Below are 26,059 nucleotides of genomic sequence, written 5' to 3'. Positions count from 1 at the left end.
ATGCCAAATCCAATACGGTTTCAGGCGACGCAGAATTATCAAATATTGATGGTAATTTTAAAGGAAACTCCGTATCTGGTGATTTTAGAATTACAAATTTGAAGGGTAACCGTGAAATCAGTACGCTTTCTGGAAGTGTTAGGTAAGCAATTAAATCATTAAAAGAAAAAGGCATCATATTAATGGAGATATGATGCCTTTTTCTTTGTAATATTTCAGTTTAAAACTTTAGGAAAAAATGCATTAGTTACATCCACCCCTATCAAGAAAGATTATATCTTTAATTCTTTTACGTCAGGCTCAACAGGCATTGACAATATTTTAAACCGCCAACGGTATTTAAATGCCAGGGTACCTATAAATACTGCACTCGCTATTATTAGTACTACAAATTCTTTCCAGGGACTTATCTCGTATACCTTTAATAAGGCATCTGTCTGAAATGCTGTACCATCTGCTGTTACAAAAATACTAATAAAGGCATTATTGGCCGCATGTGCTCCCATAGCCAGTTCAATACCATCATCTAATATGGATATAAAAGCATATACCGCTGCAATCATAAAATATTGTGGCATCATATTCCAGAAACCAAACTTTTCAATCTCTGGATTCAAACCGTGCATCAGGGCAAAAAAGATAGAAGGAATAATGATAACCGCTATTCTGTTTTTTGTTATTCGCCCAACGCCCTGTGCAAGATAACCCCTAAACAATATCTCTTCGTAAAATGCCTGAAACGGAATCAATAGCAACGAAACAATTGCTAAGGGTATCAAAGCATTCAGGTTTAACCTCAACTCGTAATTATCAATGTTCATAAAATAATCGACTGTTGTATAAAAAGCCATAATGATTCCCCAAATCAAAAAGCCCGTTATCACACGTCGCCATCGAATTTTGTTGGTACCATTAATAACCGTTTGAAAAAGCCGTTGATGAAATGGCTTAAACAATAGAATAAACAACACCAGGCCAACAATAAATGAGAAAATCATCAATGCCAGTCCCAGAGTGGAATTCATACCAATTGCTGTAAAATTCAAGCCTTCGAGTGCATTCATTGTGCCACCATTTTTAACACTGTAAATTATCATGGCAACGCCCAAAGGAATCGCGCCAATGATGTTAGCTCCAACAAGTGATATAATAATTAATAGAACGTATTTCCACCATTCATTCTGTCCTAAGTAAGCGCTTTCTAAATGTCTCATATGCATGTGTAAGTTTATGGTCACTAAAATAGTGTTTTAAGTTCTCATTCTTTAATATTACAACTTTAAATACTCTGATGGTAGCATCAAGAAACTCAAATTAGTTTTACCATTACTTTATCCTAATATTCTCAATAAGTGCTTTCTTTATACTTACCTTATTGGTTATCTATTTTTAATATACTACATTGCTTTCCGTTATGAAGGTGTCAGCCAAATTTGATATTAGAAAAATAAAATCCGGAGATCGAAACGAATTCTCGAGGTTGTATCGTGAATATTATGACATGCTTTTTAGTATTGCTAAGCAATATTTAATGAACCCGGATGATGCCCATGGAACCGTTCAGGATGCTTTCATAAAATTATGGGAATCAAAGAAGAACTTGATTGAAAACTCAAATTTGAAAAACTACTTATATACAATAGTAAAGAACAGAAGTCTTAATATACTCCGCGAAAGGCACATCCAAATATATTTATCGGACGAGGAATACGATCTGGAGTCAGAATTTAATTATGAAGCATTAAGTGTTTTAGCAGATACGGCTGAAGACTTTGAAAAGCTTAAAACAGAAGTTGACCAGGCAATTGAAGAGTTACCCGATGATTTAAAGGTAGTTTTTAAACTAAATCGTTATGATGGCATGCGTTATAAAGATATTGCCGAACAGTTCAATTTATCACAAAAAGCTATTGAGGCACGCATGTCAAAAGCTCTAAAGCTTATACGTTTTAAAGTCAAATCTTATTACGAACATATCAGACTCACATAAAATACTGATATTCTGAATTTAACACACCTCCCCTTCAATTAAATTCAAAAAAAATCATTTTTCTGTTAGGGTAAGACACTTCTTTGTGTTAAGTAAATAGAAAGCCATTCATTTGATAGAATAGCTACTGTTTATTGAAACAACAAAAAATGAAGAATTCTATTATAATATCCATCCTTAAAGGAGAGGCAAGCCCGGAACAAAAAAAGCAGTTCTTTGAAGCTTGTAAAACAGATCAAAGTCTGAAGGATGAATATATACGTTTAAAGAATTTATGGGTTTTGTCTCAGGACGATAAGCATCATTTCCAGGAGAAAAAAGTGGACGAATTTTGGAGTCAGGTTGATACAAAACAGCGTAAAAAACTTCGCCAGGTTTGGTTAGTAGCAGGACGATATGCTGCTATCTTAATTGTTGCTCTGGCTCTATTTCAATTAGTGTATACATTCTATCAGCAGGATGATATTGTAACTGTTCAAAGTTTTGAATGCCCGCCCGGAAGTATCAATAATGTCCGCTTAAATGACGGCTCAACCATCAAGCTTAATTCTGACACGAGAATGGAGTTAAAGCAATTTAAAAACGGTGATGTTATAGCAAATCTACAAGGGGAAGCTTATTTCAATATCATACACAATGAAAAGAGAACTTTTATTGTTGAATCGGATGGTTACCAGGTAAGGGATCTGGGTACAATTTTCAATATCAAAGCACGCCCTTCATCAGATAAAATTATTACCACTTTAATTAATGGTATAATCGATTTAGTAAACAGAGATGGTGAAGTAATGAAGGTGATGGCACCTGACGAACAATGCATCGTTTATAAGGACAACGGAAAAATTGCTTCTTCCCAGATATCAGATAAAAGAGATATTGCATGGATCGATGGTAAACTTGTCTTTATTGAAGCAGATATACAAGAAGTAGTCGAAAAACTGCAAAATCGATTTGGAACAAATATTCAATTAATACCAACTGAGACTTGGACAGATTTCCAACTGACAGCTACGTTTAACAATGAGTCACTAATCGAAATTCTGGATATTATGAGTTATTTGAATGAAGTGAGATATCAAATTGATAATAGTCAAGACGAAAACAATCAAGTATATATAAAACTGATTAAAAACTAATTGCCTATGTAAATATTCTAAAGAAAATGGGAGATGTTGGAGCATCCCCCATTAAAAAATTAACCAATGACCTTTGGAGAGGTCAAAGTATTAATGAATTAGTCTAACAAAATTATGAAAAAAAAGTCAAACCCAGGCTCAACCAATTCTATTTGGTTGGGTAAAAAGTGCAATCGTATAATGAAGCTTTCTACATTACTGTTATTTGTTGTAGCTTTTACAGGATTTGCCAATGAAGCCATGTCACAAAAAGAACAAATAAAAGTGGCTGGCAAAAACATAACGGTAAAGAATGTAATTGAGGAAATAGAACAACAATCCAGTTACCATTTTGTGTATAACCCCAAAGCAGTAAAGACCTCTCGGGTTGTTTCCATGGAGTTAACCGAAGGTAAGATTATGGATATTTTAGATCAACTATTCTCCGAGTCTGATGTGATTTATCGAATGGTTGGAGATAATATAATTTTAACCGTAAAAAACGATAAGGTTTACACTGCCGGGATGCAGCAGAGCCTTAACGTAACAGGAAAAGTGATGGATGCACAAGGAGATCCTCTTCCCGGTGTTAATGTATACGATAAAGCAGATCCTACTAATGGAGTGATTACTGGAATTAACGGAAACTATACAATTAAATTAACCGATGAAGAGGCTGTATTGGTCTACTCATTTATTGGTTATACTACCCAGGAAGTCATTGTAGCAGGCAGAACTAGTATTGATGTAACGTTAGTGGAAGAATCAACCGGTTTGAGTGAAGTAGTTGTGACCAGTGCTCTTGGATTTAAAAGACAAAAACGCTCTCTGGGATATTCTACTCAAAAGATCAAAGGTGCTGAGATTACAAGGCTTCAGGCACCCTCTTTAGTAACGGGTTTAGCGGGTAAAGCGGCTGGTGTTAACGTCACTATACCAAATGGTGTTGAAGGTGGTTCACAACGTATCGTTATTCGTGGTAATAGCAGTATTAAAGGTGACAACCAACCATTATTTATCATTGATGGTATTCCTGTAGAAAACACCGCATTGGTGAATGATATTGGCGCCGGTGGTGGTGTCGATTGGGGTTCAAACCTTAATAACATTAACCCTTACGACATTGAGGAATATAATGTACTGAAAGGTCCAACAGCTGCTGCATTATACGGTGCACGTGGAGCAAATGGAGTTGTTATTATCAATACCAAGAAAGGACGTGTGGTTGAAAAAGGGATTGGTATCGAATATTCTCTGAATCACAGATGGAACAAGGTATATAAGTATCAGGAATTCCAAAACGAGTATGGTTTCGGAGGACCTCCGGGAGCTTTATGGGAGATTCCTAAACTGTATAAAAATGATGACGGAGAATATTATTATCCTATTCCATGGGGCGGTGATCGTCCGGTTTACGGAAGTATTCCCGGCGGATACAATTCATGGGATCTATTTTCATGGTATGGTAGTGCGGCTTCCTGGGGTGCCAGAATGGAAGGTCAGGATGTTAGATGGTGGGACGGTGAAATGAGAAAATATAGCCCTCAACCAGATAACCAAAAAGCCTTTTTTAAAGATGGTCATACAACCACCCACAATGTTGCATTTTCCGGTGGCGGAGAAATGGGCAATGTAAGATTCTCATTAACACGTACGAATAACGATGCTGTAGTATACAACAGTAATTTCGAACAAACAACGGCAAATTTAGGAAGTAGCATTAACCTTTCGAAACGATTGAAAGCAAAAATATCGGCTACTTATACTAATTATTTCCGTAAGAATGCACCAGACTTGGGTACAGGTGGTTCGGGTTATACTAAAGGGCCTGTTTATAGTTATCCCCGGAGTTGGCAGCCTGACATTGTTAAGTACGGTTATAAAAACGAAGATGGCTCACGAAATGAATTAGTTGGCTATCCGTACAGCAGTATTGATAAGTATATATGGTGGAAGACTTATGAGAACAATTCAGAGTTAGACCGTAAACAATTGATGGGTTCAACCGAGTTAATTTTTAATGCAACCAATTGGCTGGACTTTCTAGGACGAGTAGGTATTGACTACAGTACCAATGAACTGGAAACAAAAAATAATCCAATCGATCAGATCGGGATTAAGGACGGTTATTATGAGCATCAATTAACTAAGTACTATGTAGAGAACTTTGATGCCATTGCAACAGCTCATAAAGATAATATCATCGAGGGTGTAAATGCCAGCTTGTCATTAGGTGCTACTTCCTGGTATAAGAGGGATTATGGAATGACCGGAAAAAGCTTGGGTGAATTCAAAGATCCTTACCTGTTTACCTTCCAAAATTACAATGGAAATATCAATACCGGACGCTTACCTAAAGAGGCGAAGTTTGAGAAAAGGATCAATTCAGTTTACGCCTTCCTTAACTTATCCTACAGAAACTTTATTTTTTTGGATATAACCGGACGTAACGATTGGTCGTCTACCCTACCCGAAGAGCATAACTCCTACTTTTATCCATCAGTGTCATCCAGTTTTGTATTTACCGAAGTTGTGAATTTACCTGATTGGATCAATTACGGTAAAATCAGACTTGCCTATGCTAAAGCTGCAACAGATGCAGAACCGTATAAGGTAAATCCTATCTATAAAACAGGTAGCTGGGCCGGTAAGCCAACCTCTTCAATGCCTGATGTATTACCAGCAGTTGAGTTGATGCCACAAATCTCTGAAACCATTGATTATGGTTTTGAATTCGAACTACTGAATAGTCGATTAAACTTTGATTTTACCTACTATGATATTCGTACAAGGAATCAAATTCTTCAGTCGCCAATCTCATGGACTTCAGGATATAAAGAGGTAACAATCAATACTGGTAAAATGCAAAACAGGGGTATCGAATTGACCCTGACTGGCGTATTTGTTGACAGAAATAACTTTGGCTGGACTGCCACACTAAATGCAGCCAGAAACCGAAATAAACTATTGGCCTTATCAGAAGGAGCTGAAGAAGTACCTTTAGATAATATTTGGGGTAGCCACCATGGTGTGGATATGGCCGTTAAAGTTGGTGATGAGTACGGAGTAATACGTGGTAAAAACAAAGTATACAATGAAGATGGTCGCCCAATTGTTGATCTCTATTATGCCAAAGGTGATGACAGCCAAGTTATCGGAGCAGGTTATCGTCCTTCTCAAGACGCAGAAGTTATTGGTAATGCAGCGCCAAAACTAACTGGTGGTTTATCTAATATGATTCGTTACAAGAATTTTAGCCTGACCGCATTAGTTGACTTCAAATGGGGTGGTGACATTTGGGCTGGTGATTATGCAACAGCCAGAATGGCTGGTTTAAGTCCAGAAACGCTGAAGGAACGTAATGGTGGTGGTCTGCCGTATACATATCCCTCAGGCGAAACAGCGAATCACGGTGTAATCATTGATGGTGTTATTGATGTTCAGGATTACGAAGCTAATCCAGATGGAGAGCCAATCTGGCAAGAAAATGATAAAGTTGTGAACTATTTATGGAAATATGGTCGAAACGGATGGAGTATGGGTTTATTTCCTCAAACTGATGGTATAGTTGAGAATACATGGGTTAAGCTCAGAGAATTGTCACTTACCTGGAACGTGCCATACAATTTAATTAACAAGACTAACATCTTCCAGGGCTTATCAGTTTCTGTAATTGGTCGTGACTTATTCTACTTGTATACAACATTACCGGATAACTTGAATCCGGAAGGTGTCAACGGTACAGGCAATGCACAGGGATTAATGTTTGGTGCAACACCAGGACAGCGTTCATTTGGTTTCTCTGTTCGTGCAATCTTTTAATTTGGAGGACTTATCAGATGAAAAATATCAGAATTAATAAAATTAAGAACGTCATTATCTATTCTTTAGTCATCGTTATACTGGCATTTAGTGCATGTACGGATGATTTTGAAGAAATGAACAAGGATCCCTTTAATCCGACAACAACCAGTATACCGCCTGTTTTTAACAGGATTACTGAGAGTATAATGCTGGAATGGCAAGAGCAGGCTGGCTTGCACAATACGTATTATTATTACTACAGTCAGCAAGCGGGTCGATTTGGTATATCAGGTTATCTATTAGACAACAGTATCAATGATTTATGGAAAGATTATTATAAATCCTTGACCAACTATCGATTATTGGAACAATTATTTGAGGATTTTGATAAAGACCTTGACTTGACAAATGTTCAGGCAATGGCCAAAATCGTAATCACTTACAATACTCTAAGAATGACGGAAATGTTTGGCGACCTGCCTTATGAAAATGCCGGCTATGGTAAAAGTGGAGCCGCATATTTCAGAGCTCCTTATGATAACGATCAGGATGTATTCAAACAGTGCTTAACCGATCTCAAATGGGCATCGGATAATCTTACCGCACATGATGAAACCAAATACTCAATAGGTGATTATGATGTTTTGTTTAATAGCGATCACGTTAAATGGAAGAAGTGGGCCAATTCACTCATTTTAAGATATGCCTTGCATATTTATGACAAAGAGAATCAGTTTGCAGGTGATTTAATAAGCACAATTCTTAATGATCCAGGCAATTATCCATTGATTGAATCGGAAGAAGATGTTTGCTTATGGCCAGATGATTTAGATCTAAACCTGGAAGGTCGAGGGTGGTCATTCTGGAGTGAAAATATGCTTCGTATGGGTACTGCAATGTGGTCAGTTATGTCAGAAAATGATAATACTGACGGCAGCGGTATTGTAGATCCCAGATGCTACGTATTCTTTGAACCTAATGATAATGACGAATGGGTGGCATATCCACAAAACCCGTCCGCATCGACACCAACAGAGATTGTTGGTAAGGCGTATAACAGATCGAGAGATGATAACTGGGATGATAAAGGCGGCATTAATTATAGTCCTTTTAATTATTTCCTAGTGCGCGACCAATATGATGTACCGGAGATCATTCAAACAGCAGCCGAAGTTAAGCTTCTAAAAGCTGAAGCCTATGCTAAAGGAACCGGAGTTGGAGTAAATCTAAGCATGGCTCAACAAGAATATGAAGCAGCCATACGAACATCCATTGCTTTTTGGTATTATGTGGTGAGTATTACTGATATATGGACTGTAAATGTACCCACAGAGCCTACCGATGAAGAAGTAAATACATTTATTGCACACCCAATTGTTGCGTGGGATAACAGTAAAGCTCTTGACCTGGTTTATATGCAGCGATGGGTTGACGCATTCCGCCAGCCATGGGAAGGATTTAATTTATGGAATTATACGAATCAAACACCAAGGGATATAAGTGGAAATTACAATCCTTCTGATTATGAGTTTTATCGAATTCATTATCCTTTAGATGAACAAAAGTATAATGCCGAATATTGGTCTGAAGCGACCAATGATGGCGCTAATGACAAAGAGGATATTAAACTATTTTGGCATAAATAAAAGACAATATCCAATAGAATATGTAGCCCTTTTCGCACTTGTTAGTTTGCAATTAACTTTCAAGTAGTTTAATAAAAAAACGCCCGGACACAATCCGGGCGTTTTACTCAATTATCTTAAGCTTAGAATATTCCTTTAATACCTGGTAATTGTCCTACAAGAGCTAATGCTACTACACATACAATAAACATGACACTTGGAATTACAAGTTTCTCACTCCATTTTAACTGACTGGCTCTTTCCCTGTCACCAATCAATCCCAAATTATCTAATAACATGGTTAATGCCCATCCAAAAACAGGGTTAACAAGTGCACTGGCAAAAATACATGTACCGGCACTTAATGAATCCTGTTGCTTTTGAATCATCTGCATACCCGCTTCAAGTAATGGTAAGAATACACCAACAATTAGCGCTATACGTAGCACTGGCTCCCACATTGCCAAGTCCATAGGATAACCAAGAACACCTGCTAAAATACATAGGATACCGGTTAAAATGGCTCCGGCAGGAATCGGACGTTTTGCAATTGCAGCAGGAATCATATAAGTACCCCATGATGATGCGATATTACCTCCACCTAAGAAAGAACCAATTGCCTGGCGAATTGATGCAACAGTCATCGTATCATCAACATCCATCAATACATTTTTGGCCTTTTTAGGATAGTTAAGTTCCTGAAATACACGGTGTCCTAAGTAATCTGGCGACCACATTGCAACAGCTAGAATAGCAAAAGGTATAACGGCAATATAATGCTGCAAATTAGGCCATCCAAGTTGCCATCCTGTTGTTTCACCCCACCACCAGAATGGATTCATATGAGGTAATCCGGGCTCTGTTGTAAAAGCAAAATCAGCACCCATAGCAAATGCTACGATACCAGCAATTGCAGAACATAAAGGAATGGCCAACCAACGTTTACCGATTCGGGCTAAATAAGCGTATATAATGATGGTTACACCAATAACAACAAATGAAACGGTACTTACACCACCAAGCTCAGCCCAACTATTAAATTTATTGATCTGACCAATTAGGCCAACTGCACCTAAATAAATTAATAAACCGCCACGAACACCAACACCAGTTAAGGTCATTAATTTAGAACCTCCCTTTGTGATACTTAGCAACAGACCAAAGAAACCTATTAAAACACCTAAGGCCAATGGGTGACCACCTGCCGCAGCAATAATAGGAATAAGTGGAATCATTGGACCATGGGTTCCGGCCAGGTTAGCATTAGGATTTAAAATTGCGGAGAATAAAATTACAAATATTCCACCTGCAATAAGCAATTCGAAACGAACGTTTTCAGCAACAAACTCTGGTGCTAATCCAAACTGAGCGGCAAATGCTGCAACCATTGCCGTTACCATTACCACCTTACCAATTGTAGCGGCAAGTGCAGGTACAAGATCCTCAAATTCAAAACTAAAATCCCGGAATGGTAAATTTAAACGCCATTTCCTGAATTTCATAATCGTTAATTCATGCTCGAGGTACTCTGTCCTGTCATTAAATTCCTTAGAAGATTTTCTTTGCTCTTTATAGGAGCGCTGCGTGTTTTCCATTTTAGATTTATCTTAATTCAATTTCATTATTAATAATGATAATTTATAAGGGGTTTTCATGGCTAGTTGAAACGTGCAAAACTAACAAAATCATCAAGTATAGCAAATGACCAATTAAGCAAAGTATTACTTTTATATGGCTATTTAACACTGATGTTTTTCACCGACTTAGAATAATGATAAAGCATAACACCTATATAATTCCCAAGGTAATGTTTAGAAACCTTTATATTATTGGTGAAATACAAGATATAAGGTGATTAAAGTCAAATGCTATTTTTGTGGTTATTTAGACTGATTACATTTTAAGTTTTTGGGCGCTATGGAATCAATTTGTATTTAAATTAAATCTAATGGGGATCAGGTTTTTATAAAATAGAGTGAACCAGCGCATAGATAATTCACTTTGGCTCTACGTCCTCAGAATTATTCGCCACTTTATAAATGCCTAATCAAACAAGAGCACTAAGACATTGAAAAACTATTGTTTACCACAACTAACTTGTTAATAATTTGATATTATAAGCTATGTATAAACTTATTACAAGAAGATACTGAGCTGCCCAATTATCTAAAACCACAGTACGATGTTCTATCATTTTTGGATTTATTCTTAGTTTTGGAGAATGATCAACCTCTCAATTACAAGATTCTCACTGGTACTTTTCATATGCCTTGGTTTAACAACCGAATCCCTTAAGGCAAAAAAAGTAAACTTGGATAGCTTAAAACAACAACTTTCAATTGTTAGCAGTGACACAGGACTTCTCAAAATATATGAGCCATTGGTCAAGGGTTTAGCCTTTAAATCTCCGGATTCGGCTTTAGAGTATGGCTTTAAAGGTTTAGAAATAGCAAAAAAGGAGAATGATACCATCATTATAGCTTCGCTTACTCTCAATGTAGGAACAGCATATTATGCCAAGGGTGACTATGACAATGCCCTTCATTTTTGGAAAGAAGCAGCAGAATGGAGTGAACAAACTCATGAACAAGCGGTAAAACCATTGGCACTGAACAACGTTGCTATTATCTACCAAAATACTGGCAATATTGATCAAGCCATAAAAACGTTTTTTGACGTTCTTAAAATATACGAGAGCAGAGAAGATACCATTAGAATAGGACGCTGTACATTTAATATCGGAAAAGCATACCTGACTTTAGGGAAAGATTCCACAGGACTGATTTACCTGAACAAAAGCGTTGAAATATACAGATCACTTGGATCAAAAGCCTTTAAAAATTTAGGGAATGCTTTTAATGAATTAGGTACGGTGCAATATAATAATGGTAGTTTTCTGAAAGCAATAGATCTTTATCAGAATGCTATCCAATATTATGAGTTAGCTGGAGATACTATTGGTGCTAATACGCCGAAGGGCAATATTTGCAATATCTATCGATATTTAAAGGATTATGATAATGCCGAGAGCATATTGCTTGATATTATCAAAACCAAAGAGAAAAATAACTTATTCAGCATACATTTCAACTATCATAATCTCGGCGGCATCTATAATGAAAGTAATCAATTAGATTCGGCAAAAGTTTGGTTAAATAAAGCTTTAAAAATGCGTATGAAAGCCGGACTAGATGGATATGCCGGATCAACAGCCACTCAACTAGCCAAGGTATTTCAGAAGCAAAATGAAGTAGATTCTGCTGGTTATTACTATCAACTAGCTATGGAACTGGTGCAACAAACAGATGATATGGACATGAAGACTAAGTGTATATGTGCCTATGGTACATGGCAGTTAGAACAAGGAAGGAAAAACGAAGCCTTGCAAACTCTTAATCAATGCTACGAACTGGCCAGTGAAATCAACAGCAAACATTTAATAGTAGTTGCTACAGAAGGATTAAGAGAAATATACAGTGCTCAAGGGAATTATAAAAAAGCATTTCAATATTTAGATGAAGCCTGGAATTTGAAGGATAGCCTGTTTAATGCAGACCTGATAAGAGAAATTACCAATATGGAAGCTTCATTTTCTCATGAAAAAGAAATGTTAATCAAGCAAAATGAGATACAACAACTTGAAAACAAGCAAAGAATTGACAGACTTAAAATTACGCTACTGATAGTTGGAATGATATTATTAACTATTTCAGCTATTGCAATCAGTTGGGCTCTTTTAATGCGAAAGGAACGTAAAAAGCGTGAATTAGAAGAAATTTCCAGTTTTAAAGAGACAATGACCCGAATGATAGTCCACGACTTGAAAAACCCACTAAATGTAATTATTAATTTGGCTGAAAATACATTAGTTAAGCAGTCGGGTAAACAAATGCTTAACATGGTGATGAATATCCTGGATGTATATAAATATGAAGATGGAGTTATGCAACTGGAGCTAGAAGATAAATCACTATATGAGGTGGTTAGAAATTCAGTTAATGAAATTACTTTTTTGGCCAAACAAAAAAACATTAAGATAGACCGTAACATTCCTAAGCAAATAGAGATAAATGTAGATGAAAAAATCATTGAAAGGGTATTGATTAACCTGTTATCCAATGCCATCAAATATTCATCAAATGATTCAATGGTAAGTATTGATTATCATTGGAGAGAAGTTGAGGATCGTAAAAAAGAACTTGTTTTAAGAATTAAAGATAAGGGACCGGGCATCCGTAAAGAAGTAAGAAGTTCAATTTTTGAAAGGTTTGTGCAACACGAAGCCAAAGACTCAGGTAATACACCTTCTACAGGGATAGGTCTTACTTTTTGTAAAATGGCTATTGAAGCTCATGGTGGTATCATTCAAGTAGAAAGTGAAGTAGGCAAAGGGAGTACGTTTTGGTTTACCATACCCAATGTCCGCTTAATAGAAATGGAGAATGGAGTTTATAACGCATCAATCCTTAACACTGACAAGTTTTCGTTGTTACCTTCTGAGCTTAAACAAATTTTATCAGGTGCAGTAAGGGAACTGGATACATTGGAAGTATACTTTATTACGAAAATTAAAGAGCCACTTACAAATATTAAAAATCTGGAAATAAAACAATTGGAAGGATGGATAAAAGAAATGGATAGTTGCTTAGAACAATGTAATAATGAGAAGTATCATGAATTGTTAAATGAATTGAGGGTAGTAATTCTCGCAGAAACTAACTAATAATGTTAACGATTCCAGGTTATAAAATACTCAAGCAGCTCAGCAATGGTGAATCAACCTTAGTTTTAAAAGCTGAGAGGATTTCCGATTCATATCCGGTTATTCTTAAAGTCATAGAGCAATCCTCTCACGATATAGAGCATGAAGCTAAAATGTTTCGCTTGTTCAATAACGATTATATAGTACAAATCATAGATGTAGTTAAAATTGAAAATAAATACATCCTGGTTTTTGAAGATGACAATGCTATTGCTTTAAAAACATGGCTGGGTGAGAAAAATTTATCTGTAGATAATCTTATAGATATTGCACTCAAGATTACTGAGGCAATTCATACAGTGCATTTACAAGGAATTATTCACAACAATATAAACCCCTCAAATTTTATTATAAATCCTGAAACGGAACAAGTTAAACTTATTGATTTTCGCATTGCCGGGCATTTTTCACCGGGTAATCCTATTTCCAAAGAAACCGGAACACTTGACGGGAATATAGAATACATGGCACCGGAACAATCCCAACGTACAAACAGCCCCATTGATTATTGCTCAGATCTTTATTCCATTGGCATTGTTTTGTATGAACTATTGACCGGTAAACTACCATTTACATCAGACGACTTACTTGAGCTAACCCATGCACATTTTGTACAATTACCTGAACCTCCACATAATATAAAGCCTGAACTACCGCAAATAATTTCGCAAATTATACTTAAACTGTTAGAAAAAAATCCTGCTGATCGTTATCAATCTGCTTATGGTTTATTGGGTGATCTTAAAAAATTTCGAAACGGTTTAAATGAATATCCTTTAGGAGAGCATGATTATTCAGCAGTACTTAAAATAACCCCAAAACTATATGGTAGGGAAAAAGAAATAGAACAGCTTAAGTCAGTATATGAAAATGTAATGTTGGGCGGATCTGAATTTATGGTGGTGACAGGATATTCAGGTGTTGGCAAATCATCATTAGTAAATGAAATTCAAAATACTGTAATAGAGCAAGAAGGATCGTTTATTTCCGGAAAATTTGACCAGTTTGAAAGTATTACACCATACACTGCTATAAAACAGGCTTTTAATGCCCTGATAAGACAGTTACTTAGTGAACCAGAAGAAATATTAAATAATTGGAAATCAAATTTACTGGGTGCGCTGAATATTAATGGTCAGATAATATTGGACGTAATACCGGAGCTTGAATTGATCATAGGAAAACAAAAAACGATACAACAGTTGGGCCCTGTTGAATCTAAGGAGAGGTTTATGAGGGTATTCCTTGATTTTGTAAAGGTTTTTGCCAAACCCGACCACACGCTTGCCTTGTTCCTCGATGATTTGCAGTGGATCGATCAACCTTCGTTGGATCTGATAAAACTTTTAATTACAAAAAAAACACCTAATCTGTTTATTATAGGAGCTTATCGCGATAATGAAGTGCGCGTAGGTCATTCTCTGTTGTCAGCTTTTGATGAATTAAAACAAGCTCAAAAAATTCATCAATTGCACCTTGAACCTTTAGCATGTGACACGCTTAATCAGTTTATTGCGGACACGTTTCAAAAAGAACCCGAAGACACAGAAGGCTTATCAAATTTCATATTTCAAAAAACTAACGGGAATCCCTTTTTTACAAAGGAGCTGATAACCAACTTTTACAAAGAAGGGCTTATACAGTTTAATCACACCAAAGCAATCTGGCGTTGGAATCTGGAAAAGATAAAATCGATTAATATTGAGGGCAACGTTGTTAGCTTTATGATTGAAAGGCTAAAAAAACTGGCCAAGCCTAATCAGGAAGCTCTGCAACTGGCCGCCTGTATTGGTAACCAATTCGTTTCAGGCACCTTAGCCCTTGTTCTAAAAAAAGATATAGAACATGTTATTAACTTATTATCCGAAGCAATAAACGAAGGGTTAATCACATCGTTAAGTGACTCAAAAAAAGGGGTGATAAATACCAAAATCTTAAAAGGAAAAATCTTAGAGAATATCGAATATAGATTTTCTCATGACAGGGTTCAACAAGCAGCTTACTCTTTAATAGAAGAAGATAAAAGAGCTGAAACCCATTTGAAAATTGGAAACTTATTGCTTCAAAATTATGGTGTTGAAAACCCGGACGATCACATAGTTGAAATAGTCAGACACTTAAACAAAGGAATAAGCCTTCTGAAGAAACATGAAGAAAGGGAAAAATTAGCCGACTTAAATCTTCAGGTGGGAATTAAAGCCCAAAATGCTTCCGCCTTTCATTCGGCTCTACAGTATTTCAGGGCAGGGTTGGATTTATTACCGGAAAATAAATGGGAAAAGCTTTATGAGCTTACGTTTTCTCTTCACAGGGAATTTGCCCAAAGTTCCTATTTTGCAGATAACTTCGAAGAAGCTGATGCGTATTGCAAATTGCTCTTAGACAATGCGAAAACCAATATTGAAAAGGCAAATGTGTACTCTTTACAATCAGCATATTACGTGGCAACAGGTGATTATGAGCAAAGCATAAAATCCGGAGTTAAAGGATTATCAATAATAGGTTTTAGATTACCTGAAAAGCCCGGAAAACAGCATATTTTAAAGGAGGTTTTGCGTATAAAATGGAAACTAACCGGAAAAAAAGTTTCTGATCTTTATAATGCTCCGGCTATAACCGAACCCAGATTGAAATTGATCATGAGCCTTTTAACGGAAGTTTCTTATGCAGGTAGTATGTCGGACAGAAATATGCAAATTTTGGTGTCATTTAAAATGGTCAACCTCTCATTGCGCTTTGGATATACAGCTGAATCTGCACTGGCATTTTCGAATTATGCCATAGCATTAATAGCCGCTTTTGGAGATTATAAAAATGCTGCTAAATACAATGAATTAAGTATTTTTTTAAATGAACGATTTCCAGATATCAGGGTGAAAACAATTGTAACTTCAATGACTTCTATGGTAAAGGCATGGTACGAGCATTGGAGTTTATTGACAGAACGTTTTCAAAAAGCGATTGAATATGGATATCAATCGGGAGATAAGTTCATGTTTTCCCGTGTAGCCCAAATGAAGGTCATGTTCAATCCCTGTATGAACCTGAAAAATGTAAGTGAAGAACAATACAAGAACACACAAATTATAAAAGAAACTGCATTTCTGGAAGATGCTTATAATTCGAGCCTGTTGTTTTACCATATGGTTTTGAACTTTCGAGGGCTGACAAACGACCGCTCTTTGTTTAATTATGAAAACTTTGATGAATCTCAATTACTCCAAAGAATAAAGGATAGAAAATATTTCCCTGGCATAGTGGTCTACAATCTTTTTAAGGCCGAAGCCTGTTTATTATATTCTGAATTTTACAAAGGGTTGGAATTTATACAAGAGGCAACAAAATACTTAAAGTATATGCCTCCCATATGCTATATCGTAAGACATAGTTTACTGGTATTTGTTTTGAATAGCAGATCTTACCATGAAATGGGTAAAAAGGAAAAGAAGCAGGCAATAAAGCAAATGTATAAACAGTATAAAAAGATGAAAAAATGGGCAAAACATTGTCCTGTTAATTTTTTTCATTTGTTACTGATTATGGATGCAGAAAAAGCAAGACTTTCAGGGCATTTTGACAAAGCAGCAAAATTGTTCGAAGAGGCCATTGAAAAGGCAGCAGAAGGCCAATGGAGACGTGATGAAGCTACCGCCTGTGAGCTATTAGCCGATATGTATAGGATGAATGGTCATAATGTAGCAGCAAATGCTTATTTAAAAGAAGCTTACAATAAATATGAGGCATGGGGTGCGCATGGAAAGACTACCCAACTTAAAGAAAAGTGGCCGAATATATTTGAACCTGATGAAAATAACGATTCTTCAGACAGTCAAATCGAAACAAATACACCTGCTCTAACCCTTGATTTAGCAGCCATCATAAAAGCATCGCAAGCTATATCAGGAGAAATTGCCCCGGAAATGTTATTTAAGAAAATGATGCAAGTATTAGTAGAGAATGCGGGGGCACAAAAGGGTTATTTAATACTGAATACAGATAATGAATTATTTGTTGAAGCTTCTTTTTCTGATAATGAAATACAAGTGTTGCAGCATTTACCGGTAAAACATTGTGAAGATCTGGCGCAAAGCATTATAAACTATGTTTCACGTTCAAAAATGGCTGTGGTTCTTGATGATGCGAAAAACAAAGGACAGTACACAAAGGATGCATATATAGAAACTCATGATGTAAAATCCTTATTTGCAGTACCTATTCTTCGTCAGAATAAATTGTATGGACTTCTTTACCTGGAAAATAACCTGATAACCTCTGCTTTTACAATTGAACAGCAAAAAGTATTAAATATGCTATCCGGTCAAATTGCCATTTCAATTGAAAATGCATTGTTATACGGACACCTTGAAGAAAAGGTAAGTGCCAGAACAAAGGAATTAAAAGACAAAAACGAAGAATATGAGGCCTTAAACGAAGAGTTAACCACAACAAATGAAAAACTCGTTGCCCTGGATGAATTTAAAAAAAACATGACAGGGTCTCTTGTACATGATCTCAAAACACCTTTAAATACCATCATCAATCTGGCCACAAGTACCTCACTTCGGGTAGCAGGAAAACAAATGTTAAATATGGTGATGAACATTTTAGATGTATATAAACTCGAAGAAGGTGCCATGCAACTTGACTTGAAAGACAGCCCGATATATGAAATAATTGGCAGCTCAATAAGTGAAGTAGCCTACCTGGCCAAGCAAAAGGATATTAAATTAACCCACAATACATCCACATCAATAGTAGTAAATGTAGATGAAAAAATAATTGAAAGAATTTTAGTAAACCTGCTTTCTAATGCAATAAAATATTCCCCGGAAAGCTCAATAGTAACAGTAAACTGTAAATGGAACGAAGATGAAAATACTAATAAAGTATTTACCATAGAAGTTAAGGATAATGGCCCGGGAATTAGAAAAATAATTCAGGACAAAATATTTGAAAGGTTTGCTCAATTTGAAGCAAAAGATTCAGGAAGTACACCTTCAACAGGTTTGGGTTTAGCATTTTGTAAAATGGCCATTGATGCACATAATGGTGAAATAGGTGTAGAGAGTGAAGTTGATCGAGGAAGTACATTTTGGTTTACTTTACCCAATGCGAGAATTGTTGATATTCAAAGCAGGATAAGCAATAAAGAATTAAAAGATATTGATAAAATACCACAGAAGAAAAGAGCAGAGATTATTGAAGTTCTGAATGAACTGAATGCATTAGATGTCTATTTTATTACAAAGATTAAAGAACCATTAACAAAAATAAAAGAATTGGAAATAGAACAGCTTGTAGGATGGACAAAAGAAATAGATAACTCTCTTGAACATTGCAATAATGAAAAGTATCACGAGCTATTGGATGAACTAAAACTAATTCTTAATTCCTTTTAGAAAACAAAAAACATGAAGACTTACAACATACTGATAGTTGACGATATATTTGAGAACCTTAAAATAATTCTCTCCATTTTGGAAAAACAGTATCCTGAGTCAAATTTAATGCAGGCCATTAACGGTAAAATTGCCTTGCAGATTATAGCTCAACAAAAACCGGATCTGATAATTACCGATTGGGAAATGCCGGAAATGGATGGAATGGAGCTGATCAAACACCTGAAGGAATCAGAAGAAACCAAGGATATTCCCATTATTGTAGCAACAGGTATCATGCTGGAATCAGAAAATTTAAAAACAGCATTGGAAACAGGAGCGGTAGATTATGTGAAGAAACCCATTGACGCTACAGAACTAATTGCACGAACACAATCAGCTATTAAATTGGCAGAATATCAGAAACAAATTATTGAGGATAAATATCGCCAGCTTTCAGAAAACACTTTATATCTGTTACAAGCCAATGAGTTTAATGCCCAGTTGGTAAAAAAGCTTCAGCATTTATATAAAAAAACAGATACAAGTGACCAGGAAACAAGAGATTTATATGATGAAATTATAGACGAACTTCAATCAAGACTTCGTGACGACTCATGGAAGCGATTTGAGATCTATTTCCAACGTTTGTATAATGACTTTGTTAAAGATTTAATGGAGAAGTTTCCATCACTTACCACCAATGATATAAAGCTATGTGCATTTCTTAAACAAGGCATGTCCTCCAAAGATATTGCTGCCATAACCTATCAAACAGATGAAAGCGTTAGAGTGGCAAGATATAGACTACGTAAAAAACTCGGCCTCGACCAAAGCCAAAACTTAGCAAGCTTCTTGGCGAAGTTTTAATTTGAGCTACATAGTGGCGATATTGTGGTAGCAAATTACAACAACAATTAGGTAACAAGAAGATGACAATATGGTAGCCGCATCGTGGCGATATTATGGTAGAATATATTATACGTATATTCGGATAGTACCGTAGGTACGACATTTATACAAAAACAAAACCCGATATGCCTAACACAAATTAATATTCACGCTGTTTTCTCTGTCAAGGGGAGAGAAAACATTTTATTAGATAATTTTCGTCAAGATTTGTTTCGTTATATCTCAGGCATCCTAACAAAGCTGAATCAATATCCCCTTGCCGTAAATGGTTATAAAGATCATGTACACATCCTTTTTGAAATGACTCCCACGGTTACACTCAGTGAAGTTCTCCAAAAGGTAAAAGCAAACTCATCAAAATGGATAAATGAGAATAATCTTGTTCCAGGCAAGTTTTCCTGGCAATCGGGATATGGCGCATTTTCATATTCAAAATCGCAGCGTAATGATGTGATCCAATATATCAAGAATCAGGAAAAGCATCATAAAGAAAGAACATTCAGGGATGAATATTTAGATCTGTTGAAGAAATTTGAAATTAAATTCGATGATCATTACGTTTTCGAATTTTATGAATAAATTCATCCGTTCCATTATATAATTAGGGATAAATTATTGTTATCACCATTAATGTCGTCCCTACAGGACTATTTTATTACATTACACCATATTATCTACCATAATGGCGCACCTATGGTGCTGAAAATCTCTAGTGACGATAGTGTGGTAGCAGTGTGACAAATATCAATGCAGTAGCCAATGTGATAACAATATAGCAGCCGCATCACGGCGATATTATGGTAGAATATATTTAAATATATTCAGATAGTACCGTAGGTACGAAATTATCCATCACATCATTATATAAACAAATCCAACCTATCGGTATAACGGCCATTCCTTTTCCCTGCTCCATTCTTCATGTTCCCAGCTGTTCATCTACCCACACCTAATTTGTAAAAATACTGTTAACTAATGACTGTTACCTGATCACTGGTCACTGTTCCCTGAAGCCATGTTCACTTTTTGTTCACTTTTTTAACTTCCCGTGTTCACTTTTGGTTCACTCGATTTACTTCTTCTCAACCTTTGTTCCATATAACTTCGCACTGTATAATAATCGAATGGGAAGTATAAAATCGTAAACTTTTAATTATGAATAAACTGAATACTCTTTTTACAGCAGTGATGCTTTGGGCAGCTATTGGTGTTAACGCCCAGGTAGCAGATGCACCAATAATCAATATCGTTGATGGTATTAGTTGCCAGGCAGGAGACCCTGCAGTAATTAATATCTCAGGGAACTTGAATTCAGCAGAAAACTGGTATGTATATACCGGAAGTTGTGGAGGAACACTTGTAACTTCAACAATCGGAGGAGATGTAGAATTGTTTCCTTCTGCAAATACCACCTATTACGTTAGAGGAGAAGGAGCAACTGTGGCAGATGGAGCATGCGCCTCTGTAGATATTACATTTACAGATATATTAGACCAAACCGTTGCATTAGATAATGACCTCATTAATTGTGCCGGAGCTACGGTAAACGTTATGCTTGGTGGTTCACAGGCAGACATGGCTTACCTGGTACGTAATGATGCCGATGGAACTGTATTATCAACAGATATAGGAACAGGTGCTGCATTAAACATTCCTGTTGTAGTAGATCAATCAATGGACATTAATGTGTTGGCTACGCCTGTTTCAACAGCCAGTGTTAACAATACCTATATCAATCTGCAAGGAGGAAGTGATTATGTTTTAGCGCCACATGCATCTCAGTTGGATTTGACCGATCAGTTTATCTTTTCATTTAAGTTTAAGTCAAGTAATGCATCTCAAACTCAAAAGTATTTATTTTCTAAAGGACTTAACCGTTATGCGGTTATATATGGTTACGAAGCAAACACTATTGAACTGTTTGGAGGAGCAGTTGATGTCAGAACAGGGAGTCAAATCACCGTTCCGGATATGGATTGGCACCAGTATGTATATACCTACGATGGAGCAACCTTAAAAGGTTATATTGATGGTGTAGAAGTTGTTAATGTAGCCAAAAGTATTACACTTTCAACTGATGCCCAGGGTCTTTTTATTGGAGCGGCCAATTCAACTGCCGGCAATTTCGAAGGTTATTTGGATAATCTCGAAATTTGGAATCAATATAACACTACCCGTATAGCAGAATTGTTAGCAGGAGGATGTTCGGCTATTACGGACTATACAGGACTGGCTGCACTTTATTTATTTGAAGATGGCAGTGGTACTGTAGCTTCTGATCATTCAGGTTATTCAAATCATGGTACCTTATACAATGTGACAGCTGAAATTGCATGGCAAGCACATGCCAATCCATATGAATGTATAACATGTTCTGAGCAACTATCACAAACGGTTTCTGTAGTAGTTGATAATCCTACTATTACAACGCAACCTGTTTCTGCTGCTGCTTGTTCAGGCGATGCTCTTTCCTTTTTTATAGAGACGTCTGATGTGGTAGATAGTGTTGTTTGGCAAGCAGATGGCCGTTCTAATGGCGCTAACTGGTATCCGGCATCAAATTATCCGAATGTTAGTTTAGATGGAAATACCATTGATATTTCAGCCATTTCAGGGACTCACCATGGGTTTGGATTTAGAGCTGTAATTTATAAATGTGGTATTCCACAAGATACTTCCTCTGTTGCTACCATAACTGTACATGGTTATGCCCCTACACCAATTTATACAGAAGTGTGCAGCGAATATGTTACATCCAACGGTACTGTAATTACTGATCCTGGAGTCTATGCAGATACACTTGTAGGGGTAGCAGCATCCGGGTGTGATAGCATATTCTGGGTAAATCTCAAAATTTTAAACGAAAATGTACCACATCGTACTATTTACCCTAATACATGCTCTTTTGTTGGACCAAGCGGAGCAACATTTAATGGTCCCGGAATTGAATATGACATCTTATTAGGAGCCCATCCCGGTGGATGTGATAGTATTATTGCGATAGATTTTAGGCCGGTATGCGATACAATAACAGATTACAGGTTACTGGCAGGAAGTAACGACAATGGTAATGGAAAATACTATTTTTATAGCTCACTGGACTCAAGCAGAATTACTGAGAAGTCAACATTAAACACAAGTTTTCAAGCATTTACAATTCATCCGGCATCCGGCTATTTACATGCAGTAATCGACTCTCTTGGGGATGGAAATATGAAACTCTATGAGTTTAATCCTTTCACTTCAGAAATGACTCTATTATATGAATTCCCTGAACCATATGTAGCCTCAGCAGATTATGGCCCCGATGGTACACTATATTTTGTTTACGGTTGGAATGCTGAAGATATGATGCAAATATGGAAATTAGATAGTGCGCGATCTTCTTTAGAATTTCTATGTGATTTAAGTAGTGAATACGATGGAATGCCTAATCTTGAATATTTCGATTCTAATGGAACTTTAAGGATGTATGAATACGACAATCGTGTGTATGAAATAGATTTAGCTACCGGTGATTATACTTTATTAGAAGCAACAGGCTTGACCGGTGGTAGTATTGGACTAATGCCCGGAGTGATGATGGGAGCCTTTCATAATTCCACAAGAGGATATACTTCACTGGTTGATATGAATGGAACTTTTTTCATAACAGACGAAACGGGATTGAGCGGACGTGAAATAATCACAGACGATTATGATTTAACAGATATTGTGGAATTCAACACCCTGTTTCCTATGCAAGATAACTTATTGATTTGTCAAGGTGATAGTGTGCAATTATCTGTTCGTTATCATGCAAATACAATACATTGGTATAAAGACGAAGTTCTGATTGCTACTAATGAGGATACTATATACGTTTCGGATGCAGGCACTTACAAAGCTATGCATCAAATTGGAACACAGAACAAGTGGGTTTTATCTGAAGAAAAAACAGTTGAGACAAGGGTATCATCCTTAGATAATAGCGTAACTCAGGATGGCAATACCTTAACGGCCAATGATGCCTCACTTTATTACCAATGGATTGACTGCTCTACAGAACTGCCAATTGACGGAGAGACAAATCAAAGTTTTACAGGCGTTATAAATGGTTCGTATGCAGTAGAAGTTTCAGATGGCATATGTAAAGACACCTCTGCATGTATTCCATTGGTAGTAACAGGAATCGAAGATGAGCTATCAGGAAATATAAAGTTATATCCTAATCCAACATCATCTGAATTTACGGTCTCAATTCCTCAGGAAGCACAGCTAATTAACTTAGAAATTTATAACTCTCTGGGACAGAAGGTTTATAAGTATAATGGAGCTTCAGGTCATCAATTAAATCTCCAGCCTAATTTGACACAAGGTTTATACCTGGTACATATTGAAACAGATAAAGGCACAATTATTAAAAATCTGATTATAAAGTGATGACCCTTTTTTTTTAATAGCATGTTAATTTAACATGAAACTAAACAGGCTTCTATCGTTGCATATGATGGAAGCCTGTTTTTTGTTATATCAAAGGTCTTCAAGAAAATAACAGCTTATATTTATATTCAATTCCGCCGGAATCAATGTCATTAAGCTAGTATGTATAAGACTGAAAGTCTTACAGTTCAAAGCAAGAAGCATCGCCTCTTGTATATTATGTGATGCGAGAATCAGGCTGTAAGTCTGATACTTTAAAGAATGTTTTAGACCTTCAGCCTTAACTTAAAAACTTCTCTCCTTCGATAGGCCGGTATAGAACCTGCCCCTTCAAAAAATACTTGAGTCAACATCTGTGACGTTACAAACTTTCTACTTTAAACTCGTATGAGCTAACCACCAGCATCCAAATCAAAAAAGGTTACAGTCCCTCCACAATTAACATTGCAACATGTTAACATCCCAATAAGTAGAAATTTCAACAATTGCACCTTAATGCATTGAATGTAAACCATATGTATTTGTGTGTTATATCTACCCTGTAACTTTTTTCCCTAATTCTGCCCCTCCTTGTTCACTTTTTGTTCACTTTTTTCAGCTCCAATGTTCACATCAGGTTCACTCTATTTGGAATCCTTCCCACTTATTTCATAGTAAAATTGCGCAGTAATAAATCTTGAATTTTCTGATTTAAATAGAGCCGCTTATAACAATTCAAAGTAGATGATATCAGATAAAATTATAACCAACTATGAATGATAAAAAAGATTTCAATAAAAAGTCAAATCAACTAATTGAAAGCTTCGAGAAACAGAATAAGATACTCAACAGCTTTTTGGAAAAGTTGGATAAAGAGTACCAGGTCAAGTTTGAAGAAGAAAAGCAAACCAAAGACATGAATAATGAACAAAAATAAACTCGCACAAAACTTAATACTTATGGAACAACTTTATTGGGAAAAAGAATTTCGACATCATTTCTTTAAGCCACCCTTATTCAATAAGGGCAGTGAAAATGGATTTGAAATAAGAAAGAACATTTTAAGCACAGGTTATACCAAAGCATTGCTTTGGATGCTTTTTCTAATATTAACAGGAGCCCGGGTTTTTGCACAAGCCGAAACAGAGCCCAACAATACTTCAACTGCTTCAGGTGTTCAACGGTTTTACGAGAATACAAGTATCTCCGGGACGGTTGCCAGTGGAGACTCCGACTACTGGCAAATTAGTAAATCTCCCGGAACACAGGGAACATTCACTTATACACTCGACACCTATTATGGTACTTCGGAAAGGGCCCCGGTTTATCTCGAAAAACGCTCCGGTGGATACGATGGCACCTTGGTTTCAACTACCCAAATACACAACGTGGGTAATGGAACACGATATTATAATATGACTATTGATTACTCCGGCGGAGATTACTATTATCTCTTACGTGTAGACCATTACCCCTTATACGATACATATAACTATGGAATAAGTGGGTTAGGAACATGTGGCTCAATATACAACAACACAGGAGTTTCCATAACTGCTGCCACCGACAGCTCTCTTACGATTAACGGATTAACATACAATGTAACCATGGAATCTTTTGGTGAGGAATATTTAGTAAGTATTTCAAATTCCAGTACGTTTACCAACCATCAGGAAGGTTTTATTAACGGTATTGTAAACACCGAGTATAGTGGATCCGGTGACCAGGTAGTTTATCGCAGTCTTAACGGGTTAAATAACAATCCCAATATAGTTGTAACGGGATTAACACCTGGCGAAGAATACTATGTAAAAGCTACTGTATCACTTGATTGTAACGGTTATTTTACCCATTCAACAGGCGCTACAGTAAATAACAATGTTTGCGGGGTAACTCCCAACACACCAACCGGATTTAATTTAAGCACATCAGGGACTGACCGGTTATTGTTAAGTTCCATAACAGGAGGGGCAGCGACTCACAATCTTAGTACACAGGGATTTGTAGCAATTATCAATACCTCAGACTCCTTTACCCCACCATCCGATGGAGCATTACCTTCGGCCAGTACA

At 36.4% G+C, this 26,059-nt stretch carries 13 protein-coding genes; 11 read left to right on the top strand and 2 right to left on the bottom strand.

Features of this window, described 5'->3' with window-relative positions:
* Positions 1–272: 272 nt before the first annotated feature.
* Positions 273–1,214 carry a CPBP family intramembrane glutamic endopeptidase gene (locus AC4MRQ_RS15565; protein WP_491198616.1) on the bottom strand — a complete coding sequence of 314 codons (942 nt, stop codon included), beginning with the start codon at positions 1,212–1,214 and terminating at the stop codon, positions 273–275.
* A gap of 200 nt (positions 1,215–1,414) precedes the next feature.
* Between AC4MRQ_RS15565 and AC4MRQ_RS15560 the strand changes: the two genes are divergently transcribed.
* From AC4MRQ_RS15560 to AC4MRQ_RS15545, 4 genes are all read left to right on the top strand, one after another.
* Positions 1,415–1,990, top strand: coding sequence for an RNA polymerase sigma-70 factor (locus tag AC4MRQ_RS15560; RefSeq protein WP_491198615.1), 576 nt, complete (start codon positions 1,415–1,417; stop codon positions 1,988–1,990).
* 149 nt (positions 1,991–2,139) lie between these two features.
* Complete coding sequence (locus AC4MRQ_RS15555) at positions 2,140–3,126, top strand: FecR family protein (RefSeq protein WP_491198614.1); 987 nt, start codon at positions 2,140–2,142, stop codon at positions 3,124–3,126.
* Positions 3,127–3,240: 114 nt separating this feature from the next.
* Positions 3,241–6,927: a SusC/RagA family TonB-linked outer membrane protein gene (locus tag AC4MRQ_RS15550; protein ID WP_491198613.1), complete on the top strand. Its 3,687-nt coding sequence runs from the start codon at positions 3,241–3,243 to the stop codon at positions 6,925–6,927.
* Between the two features lie 17 nt (positions 6,928–6,944).
* Positions 6,945–8,555, top strand: coding sequence for a SusD/RagB family nutrient-binding outer membrane lipoprotein (locus tag AC4MRQ_RS15545; RefSeq protein ID WP_491198612.1), 1,611 nt, complete (start codon positions 6,945–6,947; stop codon positions 8,553–8,555).
* Positions 8,556–8,677: 122 nt separating this feature from the next.
* On the opposite strand, the gene AC4MRQ_RS15540 is transcribed toward AC4MRQ_RS15545, so the two are convergent.
* Positions 8,678–10,129: a DUF3360 family protein gene (locus AC4MRQ_RS15540; RefSeq protein WP_491198611.1), complete on the bottom strand. Its 1,452-nt coding sequence runs from the start codon at positions 10,127–10,129 to the stop codon at positions 8,678–8,680.
* 716 nt (positions 10,130–10,845) lie between these two features.
* Between AC4MRQ_RS15540 and AC4MRQ_RS15535 the strand changes: the two genes are divergently transcribed.
* The 7 genes from AC4MRQ_RS15535 to AC4MRQ_RS15505 form a co-directional block, all read left to right on the top strand.
* Positions 10,846–13,257 (top strand): tetratricopeptide repeat protein, encoded by a 2,412-nt coding sequence (locus AC4MRQ_RS15535; protein ID WP_491198610.1) that lies wholly within the window; start codon positions 10,846–10,848, stop codon positions 13,255–13,257.
* A gap of 2 nt (positions 13,258–13,259) precedes the next feature.
* Positions 13,260–18,695: an AAA family ATPase gene (locus AC4MRQ_RS15530; protein ID WP_491198609.1), complete on the top strand. Its 5,436-nt coding sequence runs from the start codon at positions 13,260–13,262 to the stop codon at positions 18,693–18,695.
* Positions 18,696–18,707: 12 nt separating this feature from the next.
* Positions 18,708–19,544 carry a response regulator gene (locus AC4MRQ_RS15525; protein ID WP_491198608.1) on the top strand — a complete coding sequence of 279 codons (837 nt, stop codon included), beginning with the start codon at positions 18,708–18,710 and terminating at the stop codon, positions 19,542–19,544.
* Between the two features lie 105 nt (positions 19,545–19,649).
* On the top strand, positions 19,650–20,165 hold the full coding sequence (gene tnpA / locus AC4MRQ_RS15520) for an IS200/IS605 family transposase (protein WP_491198617.1): 516 nt from the start codon (positions 19,650–19,652) through the stop codon (positions 20,163–20,165).
* 576 nt (positions 20,166–20,741) lie between these two features.
* Positions 20,742–24,008 (top strand): T9SS type A sorting domain-containing protein, encoded by a 3,267-nt coding sequence (locus tag AC4MRQ_RS15515; RefSeq protein WP_491198607.1) that lies wholly within the window; start codon positions 20,742–20,744, stop codon positions 24,006–24,008.
* A 751-nt stretch (positions 24,009–24,759) separates the two neighbouring features.
* A complete protein-coding gene (locus AC4MRQ_RS15510) occupies positions 24,760–24,924 on the top strand; it encodes a hypothetical protein (RefSeq protein WP_491198606.1) in 165 nt (54 codons plus the stop codon).
* Between the two features lie 22 nt (positions 24,925–24,946).
* Positions 24,947–26,059: hypothetical protein (locus AC4MRQ_RS15505; protein ID WP_491198605.1), on the top strand; the 1,113-nt coding region annotated here is incomplete at its 3' end.

The organism is Carboxylicivirga sp. (genome assembly GCF_982718395.1).
The sequence above is the reverse complement of the archived record's forward strand: the minus strand, read 5'-3'. Positions and strand labels throughout refer to the sequence as shown.